The organism is Microcystis sp. 49638_E5, assembly GCF_021300285.1.
Taxonomy (GTDB): Bacteria; Cyanobacteriota; Cyanobacteriia; order Cyanobacteriales; family Microcystaceae; genus Microcystis; species Microcystis aeruginosa_C.
In genome coordinates, this window is the sequence record NZ_JAJTDH010000109.1 from 1 (window position 1) to 8976 (window position 8976).

7 protein-coding genes and 1 pseudogene are annotated in these 8976 nt (G+C 49.3%); 4 read left to right on the forward strand and 4 right to left on the reverse strand.

The annotated features are described in order from the left end of the window. Positions 1-438: 438 nt before the first annotated feature. From LW728_RS20370 to LW728_RS20385, 4 genes and pseudogenes are all read left to right on the forward strand, one after another. A pseudogene (locus LW728_RS20370) lies at positions 439-918 on the forward strand (FAD/NAD(P)-binding protein); the annotation flags it as partial. Positions 919-1881: 963 nt separating this feature from the next. Next, positions 1882-2589 (forward strand): MBL fold metallo-hydrolase, encoded by a 708-nt coding sequence (locus LW728_RS20375; RefSeq protein ID WP_287668316.1) that lies wholly within the window; start codon positions 1882-1884, stop codon positions 2587-2589. 102 nt (positions 2590-2691) lie between these two features. Continuing rightward, positions 2692-2967 carry a helix-turn-helix domain-containing protein gene (locus LW728_RS20380; protein WP_052278399.1) on the forward strand — a complete coding sequence of 92 codons (276 nt, stop codon included), beginning with the start codon at positions 2692-2694 and terminating at the stop codon, positions 2965-2967. Further along, on the forward strand, positions 2936-3841 hold the full coding sequence (locus LW728_RS20385) for a hypothetical protein (protein ID WP_287767938.1): 906 nt from the start codon (positions 2936-2938) through the stop codon (positions 3839-3841). The genes LW728_RS20380 and LW728_RS20385 overlap by 32 nt, the downstream gene beginning before the upstream one ends. On the opposite strand, the gene LW728_RS20390 is transcribed toward LW728_RS20385, so the two are convergent. The 4 genes from LW728_RS20390 to LW728_RS20405 all read right to left on the reverse strand — a co-directional run bounded on the left by LW728_RS20390 (position 3807) and on the right by LW728_RS20405 (position 8656). Then, positions 3807-4991 carry a DNA cytosine methyltransferase gene (locus tag LW728_RS20390; protein WP_052276021.1) on the reverse strand — a complete coding sequence of 395 codons (1185 nt, stop codon included), beginning with the start codon at positions 4989-4991 and terminating at the stop codon, positions 3807-3809. The genes LW728_RS20385 and LW728_RS20390 overlap by 35 nt on opposite strands. A 129-nt stretch (positions 4992-5120) precedes the next feature. Further along, positions 5121-6212: a homoserine O-acetyltransferase MetX gene (gene metX, locus LW728_RS20395; RefSeq protein WP_287767940.1), complete on the reverse strand. Its 1092-nt coding sequence runs from the start codon at positions 6210-6212 to the stop codon at positions 5121-5123. Positions 6213-6227: 15 nt separating this feature from the next. After that, the gene (locus tag LW728_RS20400) at positions 6228-7526 is read right to left on the reverse strand and encodes an O-acetylhomoserine aminocarboxypropyltransferase/cysteine synthase family protein (protein WP_287727069.1); all 1299 of its coding nucleotides are present in this window, start codon (positions 7524-7526) and stop codon (positions 6228-6230) included. A gap of 200 nt (positions 7527-7726) precedes the next feature. Continuing rightward, complete coding sequence (locus tag LW728_RS20405; protein WP_287767943.1) at positions 7727-8656, reverse strand: exosortase-dependent surface protein XDP2; 930 nt, start codon at positions 8654-8656, stop codon at positions 7727-7729. Positions 8657-8976 lie beyond the last annotated feature (320 nt).

An 8976-nucleotide genomic window follows, 5' to 3' on the forward strand; every position in this document is an offset into this window, starting at 1 on the left:
GACTTGGAAACTATCTCATCAAATTAGTTCCCCCATAGAACCCCCTTGAGCCATCTAGCACACTTTTCTCTTTTTGTCAAATTTTATGTTAAGAAAGATGTGACTAATGGATAGATCAAGGGAGGCAGGGGGGATCCCCCCGCCTATCGGCACCCCCCTTATCAAGGGGGGCAGGGGGGATCAGAGGCAAAATCTATCTTCAATTTAATTATAACTACTTACTTAGACCAAGTAATACTAACTCTTTAACCCTTACCATACCCCTAATTCCCTCCCCGATAGTTAAGTAGGTAGGCGTTAAAAATTATCAGATGCTCCCCTTATTAAAGGGGGATTAAGGGGGGACTAAGGGGAGATCGGCACCCCCCTTATCAAGGGGGGCAGGGGGGATCGAACCTAAAATCCATTTTTAATTTAATTATAACCAGCTACTTATCTATGAGCTACATTGACCGGAATCAATTTTCTGCAACTTTCGACATCGCCATTATCGGGGGAGGATTTAGTGGTTCCCTGGTGACAGCGAACCTGTTACGCGACACGGGGACTCCATTATCGATCGCCCTGATCGAGCGCCGAAAACCCCTCGGTACGGGGATCGCCTACGGAACGCGAGACAGCGGCCACCTGCTCAATATTCCCGCCGGCAAAATGAGCGCCTTCGAGGACGATCCCGAACATTTCCTCCACTGGTTAGCGGATAACGGCTATCGATCAATCGATCCGGCCAGCTTCGTCCCGCGTCTAGTGTACGGCAAATACATCCGATCGATCCTAGAAGAAGCGCGGGACAACGCCATTGCCGATCACCGTCTGGAAACGTTTACCGATGCGGCGATCGATCTGGCACTCGACGGGGAAAAGGCGACGATTACCCTCAAAGGAGGCAAGAAAATCAGCGCCGCTAAAGTAGTTCTGGCGCTGGGCAATTTTCCCGCAACGGTTCCCCAACCCCTCGCGTCTCTCAATTCCCTCTATCTCCGCGACGCTTGGGAGACGGACACACTCGCCGAGCTAAAACCCGACGGGACGATTCTGCTCGTCGGTACGGGGTTAACGATGGTGGATATGGTGGTTTCCCTGGCACAAAGGGGATTCACGGGCAAAATCGACGCGGTTTCCCGTCATGGACTGATCCCTCGATCGCACCGACCCACCGATCCCTATCCCCCGTTCCTCACCCTCGAAACCGCGCCCCAGACCACGCGGAGACTCCTAGGGCGGATTCGCGCGGAGGTAAAAACCGCAGAGAGTCAAGGTCACGACTGGCGGGCCGTTTTAAACGCCTTACGTCCGATATCTCAAGGTCTATGGCATTGTCTGCCGATAGCGGAACGCGCCAGATTTCTACGCCACCTGAAAGCCTATTGGGAGGTTCTTCGCCATCGCGTCGCCGACGAGATCGCCGGTATCCTCGATGAGGCTGTAGAATCGGGACAATTAACCTATCATGGGGGAAGAATTGAAACTGCTGAGGTTAAAAACGGCTGTGTAGAGGTTACTATCCGTCAACGGGGGACGGGAAACCTGTTAAACCTAACCGTCGATCGAATCATTAACTGTACCGGCGCGAGTAACGATTACAGGACCATAACCGATCCCCTCGTCGTTCATCTTCGCCAACGGGGGTTAATCCGTTCCCATCCTTTGAATTGTGGTATCGAAACCGCGGACAACGGGGCGATTCTCAGGCCGGACGGTACGGCATCGCCAACCCTCTACACTTTGGGAAATCCCCGCAAAGGCGATCTCTGGGAAACCACCGCCATTCCCGAACTGCGTTTACAGGCGGCCGAACTGGCCCGGGATTTGTTGCGATCGCTGAAAGAGAGAATTTCTCTCCCCGCGGCCTACTCGATCGCATTCCGGCCGGCAGCGCCGATTTTTCGCCAGCTTTTTGATAGGGAATCGAGTACCTACACCTATCTGATCGCTGATTCGGCTACGGGGGAGGCGATTTTAATCGATCCGGTCCTCGAACAGGTTGATCGCGATCGGCAGATTCTTTGGCAGTTGGGGTTAACTCTAGGCTACACGATGGAAACCCATGTCCACGCCGACCATATCACCGGAGCGCACCGATTACGCGAGTTAACCAACTGTTCGATCCTCGTTCCCGAAAACGCGGAAGTGAGCGATATCGATGGTTATGTGCGCGATGGCGACCTCTGGATCGTGGCAGGTCAGCAGCTAAAAGCGATCGCCACTCCAGGCCACACCGATAGTCATATAGCCTATCTCATCGATGAAAAACGCCTATTAACGGGGGATGCACTCTTAATTCGCGGTTGCGGTCGCACCGATTTTCAGAACGGTTCGCCGGAAGTACTATACAGGACGGTGACGGAGAAGTTATTCACCCTCCCCGACGATACGCTTGTTTATCCCTGTCACGATTATCTGGGAAGAACGGTCTCCTCGATCGGTGAGGAAAAGCGCTGGAATCCCCGTTTCGCCGGCCGCAATCGCGAGGATTTTATTCAGTTAATGAATAATCTCAATCTCCCCTATCCCAAGAAGATGACCGCTGCCTTAAGTGCCAACGCACGGGGTGGTAAGGTGGTTTTCGTCATGGATTATCAGATATAAACGGGCAAGCGATACTCAAAAGCCGCTCGATTTCTAGTGCTTCGCTCGGAATGTGACAGATCGTCCGTGGACTCATCGTCTATGTTCGGTCAGGATAGAGCTATGGACGAAAACAAGGCAAAAATTTTAAAAGCGTTGGGTTCGTTAGTAAGACAACACAGAGAAAATCTAGGTATTTCCCAAGAAGAACTAGCGACACGCTCGAATCTAGATAGAACATATATTTCTGGCATCGAGCGCGGGATTCGCAATCCTTCTGTAACCGCTCTTGTTAGTCTGGCGAACGGAATGAACCTCAATGTCTCCAATCTATTAGAAGGCTTGGAAAACAAAGTTAATCAAACCAATGGAAAAGATCGTACAACACGGACAACGTAGACACTCAAAAGCTTCCGAAAGTTACATAGATGTTACTTTTCGATATGATGACGGTACGATTTGGGAAGGCGCGATTCCAGTTGAGTATAGACGTACTGGCGTAGATCTGGCCGAATCTTCGGCAATCGAAGAATATCTTCAGCAAGCTTTTCTATACTGTCATCCGAGTAATTATCCGAAGTGGAGACAAGAACAAGAGGTCTTCTGGTTACAGAAAGAAGCGGAAGTAACAAAATCATTCTTTGATGTACTCATCACTTTTAAATGGACTTGTGTTGCTTGTCAATTACCCCCGAATCCGAATTGGGCTAGAAGGATTCAAGATTTAAAAGAAATGGGATATACGATCGCAACTCATACATCAAAAAAATGCCCGACTTGTGGTTCCAAGAAAACGCATATTATACTTGTTCCTCTACCTCGTGGTGGAATATCTGGATACGAAGTATGGTCGTCATCCCTACGAAAGAAAATCATTGATCTGCTCGGTGGTTATGATGCTTACGAGGGTAAGACTGTAGGGAAAGATAATCTGTTACCCGACCATAAATTTCCAGAAATTCGTTGGGGAAACGATACGAGACGAGATTCATTAGAGCATTTGGCCGATACGGAGATTCGAGAACAATTTCAACTTTTGACGAATCAGCGCAATTTACAGAAGCGTGAAGTCTGCCGTAAATGCTACCAAACAGGGGATCGGGGCTATCCCTTCGGTATCCAATACTATTATGAGGGTGATGAAAAATGGCCGGATACCATTCCAAAAAGTGGAAAAGCGGCGGAAGTAGGGTGTAGTGGCTGTGGATGGTATGATTTGCAGAAATGGAGAATTGCTCTCAACCGCAAGCTATCGGATTTAAATTCTGATTAATCTGCGATTCTTGCTCTAGCTGTAAAGCAACTTTGTTGAGATAAGGAATTAAAGCGTATCCGATACATTCGGCTAAACGTGGGGGAACCGCATTACCAATTTGCCACATAGCTTTTTTCATGGTTCCCTCAAAAATAAACGAATCGGGGAAAGATTGAAGTCTGGCCATTTCACGGGCGGAAATAACTCGATTAAGATGGGGATGAATATGTGTACCTCCATGATTTTCTTTGATGGTCATACTCGGTTTGCCTGGATACTGGCGCTTAAAAGCATCAACGTAGGTTTCATAGAGAGAACCACCGGGGGGTACTCGTGCGATCCGTTCCATATACTTCGAGGAATGGCGTGTCCATTCATGATTAATTTCGGGAATAGGCGTGTAAGCAGGTAAATCGGAAATAGCCGACTCTATCGGAATATATTGATGAGGTAGTAATTGAGGTTGAGGATAAGGATTAGGTAGATCGAATCTATTAGCTATAAAAATTGCTCTCGGTCTAATTTGAGGAATTCCATAAGCGGCAGATTCAAGAATAGCGATCGAAATATTAGAATAACCGATCGATTCAAACTCTTCTAAGATAGTTTCTTTCACCTTGCCTTTTTGCATCGTGAGAATCCCTGGCACATTTTCCATGACGACATACCAAGGCTGAATTTCAGAAACCACTCTTATAAACTCTTTAAATAATTGATTTCGAGGATCATTGGGATCTCGTTTACCAGCGACCGAAAAACCCTGACACGGCGGACCTCCAACCACTAAATGTATATCGGGTGAGCCTGCCAAGATAAGCCATTTCTCTGCTTGAAAGTCATGAATATCACCACAGAAATGATGGCATTGTGGGAAGTTGTACCGATGTGTTAATGAAGCGACAGGATTGATTTCAACACTTGCTGCTGGATGAAAATTTGCCTGAACTAAACCTTGAGTTATGCCACCAGCACCACAAAATAAATCAATGAAGTTATAAGTTAGATGAGGAGCGATCGGACAATTAACATCCACAAAAACTTGATGTAAATCACGCTTGATGGTCAGTAGTTCCCGTTGAATTTTTTCATAACGTCCTAATTTGACTTTTTTCGTCTTTTCAATATCTTGATTATTTTGAGGGAATAATGATAATTGAAGTTCTGACATTGCTCTGACTTGAATATATATGGTTTATTGTGACACATCGTCCACAAAAAATCAAGTCACGCCTATGGAAGGTAGAGTAACAAAGTCAAGCTACTTTTAACCTAGTCGTCATCAATCCCCGATCGCTCTCTACCCCACCATCCCCAACCGGGGACCATTTCCCATTTCCCAGCCATTCCCGAAAGTGACGAGAAGATCATTCAACGCATCCATATCACCATCCATTAAAAACGCATCGTGACCGTGCGGCGATCGCAAACAAAACAATTCAGAATTGGGGATATATTTCGCCAACTCCTCTTGTTCTACGGGAGGATAAAGAAGATCAGAATCGATCGCCACGATCGCCGTCGGTTGTTGAATCGACTGTAAAACCGATTCGTAACTTTTTCCCGTCCGGGTGACATCATGACGATCCATCGCCCTACTTAAGGTGATATAAGCATTAGCGTCAAAACGTTCGACTAACTTTCTCCCCTGATATTCTAAATAGCGGGCGATCGTAAACTCTCCCCCCTCCCCGTACTCCCGGCCGAAACGGGACTCGAAACTGGCGTGCGATCGGTAGGTAGTCATCGCCATCATCCGGGCTGCCGATAAACCCCGGGCCGGAGGGCGATCGAGCGCATAATTTCCCCCTTGCCAATGGGGATCGGCATAGATCGCTCCCCTTTGAGCTTCTCCTAGTGCGATACACCAGGCCGAATGTCGTCCCGAAGCCGCAATCACAGCGATCGATCGCGTCCTCTCCGGGTACAGTAGCGCCCACTCCAAAACCTGCATTCCTCCCAAAGAACCCCCGATCACCAATCGCAAAGACTCGATCCCCAATGCGTCCACCAACAGCCGTTGTAGGTGAACCATATCCCGGACGGTAATCTCCTGGAAAGTCGGGCCGTAGGGTTTACCGGTACGGGGATCGATCGAAGTGGGGCCGGTTGTCCCGTAGCAACTGCCGAGAATATTGCTACAGACAATAAAATCCCGGGTGGGATCGAGAACGCGTCCGGTTCCTAACAAAGGTTCCCACCAAGCTTCCACGTCGGCCGATCCCGTGAAGGCATGACAGACAATAACCCCGTTATCCCGCTTGTTATTCAAAATTCCCCAGGTTCGATAGGCGATCCGCACCCTTTCGAGAACCGCCCCCGATTCGAGAACAAAAGGACGCGGTGGGGAATAGAAACGGGTTTCCGGGGAGATCAAGTCTAGGCGATCCATGGGCGGGGTGATTGGTTATAAACTCTGGAAAGTTTGCTGGAAATCCTCGATAATATCGTCAATATGTTCCAAACCCACGGAAACGCGGATTAATTCGGGCTTTACTCCCGCCGATCGCTGTTCTTCCTCGTTTAACTGCTGGTGAGTCGTCGAGGCGGGATGGATAACGAGGGTTTTTGCGTCGCCCACATTGGCGAGATGACTGGCCAGTTTCACCCGGTTGATAAAATTCCGCCCGGCCTCGAAACCGCCCCGAATCCCGAAGGCTAAAACCCCGCCGAAGCCGTGTTTTAGGTACTTCTTCGCCCGTTCGTGGTAAGGATGTTCCGGTAATCCGGGATAGTCCACCCATTGCACCTGTGGCTGTTCTTTGAGCCAGTTCGCCAGGGCCAAGGCGTTGGATACATGACGATCGACCCGTAGGGAGAGGGTTTCCAATCCCTGTAGCAGTAAAAATGCGTTAAACGGACTCAAGGCGGGTCCGAAGTCCCGCAATCCCTCCACCCGCGCCCGGATAATAAAGGCGATATTGCCCAAAGGGCCGGACGGTCCGAATACCTCATAGAAATTCAACCCGTGATAACCCGGCGCGGGTTCGGTAAACTGGGGAAATTTGCCGTTTCCCCAGTCGAATTTACCCGAATCGACGATTACTCCGCCGATGGAAGTGCCGTGACCGCCGATCCATTTGGTGGCCGATTGCACCACGATATCGGCCCCCTGTTCGATCGGGCGACAGAGATAGCCGCCGCAGCCGAAGGTATTATCGACGATCAGGGGAATGCCGTTCTCGTGGGCGATATGGGCCAGGGCGGCAAAATCGGGAATATTAAATCGGGGATTGCCGATCGTCTCGACGTATAAGGCTTTAGTGCGATCATCGATCGCCGCTCGAAAAGCCTCGGCCTCATCGCCATCGACGAACTTGACATTTATTCCTAAACGTGGTAGGGAGACTTTGAACTGATTATAGGTTCCGCCGTAGAGGTAGCTAGTGGAAACGATATTATCCCCCGCACCGGCAATATTAGCGATCGCTAGAAATTGGGCTGCCTGACCGCTAGAGGTGGCCAGGGCCGCCGCACCCCCTTCTAAAGCGGCGATCCGCTTCTCGAAGACATCGGTGGTCGGGTTCATGATCCTGGTGTAGATGTTGCCGAACTCTTCTAGGGCAAACAGTCGCGCCCCGTGGTCGGCATCGTTGAAAACGTAGGAGGTGGTTTGATAGATGGGAACGGCACGGGCGTTGGTTCCGGGGGCAGGTTCCTGGCCGGCGTGTACTTGCAGCGTCTCGAAACGATAACGGTCAGACATAGGCGCTCACGGACGAAAATAAAGGGCAAATTCCTCGATCTGTGCGATCAAGGAAAAAGGGTGATTATCTCCTTAATACTGGATAAATAGAGGGTTTTAACCCATTTATCGCTATTTTTTCATGAATGACAGTTCGCTGGTTGATGGCATTTAAACAGCATTAAAAGCATTCACTTCCTATCCTACTTCGAGTAGAACGATCAGGCCTTCTCTCGTTTCACAAAGATTCCAAGACTTGCTGCGAGTAGAGTGGCGAACACGATACTCGGTTCGGGAACCTTGACATCGGCGGCGATTACTTTGAAATCTGGCCCGTTATCGCCGACTCCGTTCAAACGTTGGAGATCGTTATTGCGCTCGCTAGTTAAGCGCAGAGTTCGCGCGCGGATACCGTCGAGCCGAATCCCGATCGAACCAATATTGAACGGGCCGTTGTTGAGGACGGGAGGAACGATCGTGCTGATGTTATAGTCCGCTTTCGTGTAGTTCGCGCGTAAAATTTTATAACTGGCTAAGACCGTCGTTCCATCTTCCGCGAGCGCTTCCACCAGTAAATCGCTATCCCCCGCAACGGTTCCCCCAGGCGTTCCCCCCCGTTCCCAGAAAAAGAACGTATTCACCGGTCGGAGGAAAGAAACCTCGATAATTGCAGTATCGGCGTTCTCACGGGTTACGAGGAGACTATTCAGATTTAAATTGCCCAAACTGGCGGCGATATCCGCGTCGGTGGGGTTCGGTTTCGCTGGACCCTCCCCGACCAGGGGATCGCTAGTCGTGTTCGGTCCGTGACCCGCATGGAGAATTCCGTTAGTATATGTGATTCCCCCTACGGTAACGTCGGCGGTATCGTTGCGGATAACCCGACCCGCATTGACCAGATCAAACTGACTGACCGTTAAACCGTTGAAAACCACCGAATCGAGACGGACATCTTTAGTGGGATCGTTGAGAAGATTAGGATTTCCGGTTAGATCTGGACTCGCGGTAACGTTGGTTTGAAAGGAAAAGGGGAGAAAACCCGCCGCACGCGCCGATGTTCCGGTCGTTACAGCTAAGGCCACTCCGGTGGTCGTGGCGGCGATTTTAAAAAGAGCGGCGAGGTGGCGCGACTGCCTGAAAAGATGACTCATCGATAAATGACCTCGTTAGGGGATGGAATTAGGTACAGTGAGCTGATCCGCTTACTGTATTTAGGGTTCTACCATAGCCATTTTTGTGAGTCAATTTATTGAGATATCCTTTATACAAAATATCTTTTATACCGCAATTGGATTGTGTTAGGGTAATTTATACACAAGAAAGTACCAGCTAGACTGGTGGAATGAGAATGTACCATTGGCTCTTCGTTACCCTTTATGCTAAATCAACAGACAAGATGCCAAGACAACATACTTCTAACCCAAAAATTCCGAAAGTTTCTAAAGCCATAGGCTCTCCGTTTTATTAGTTT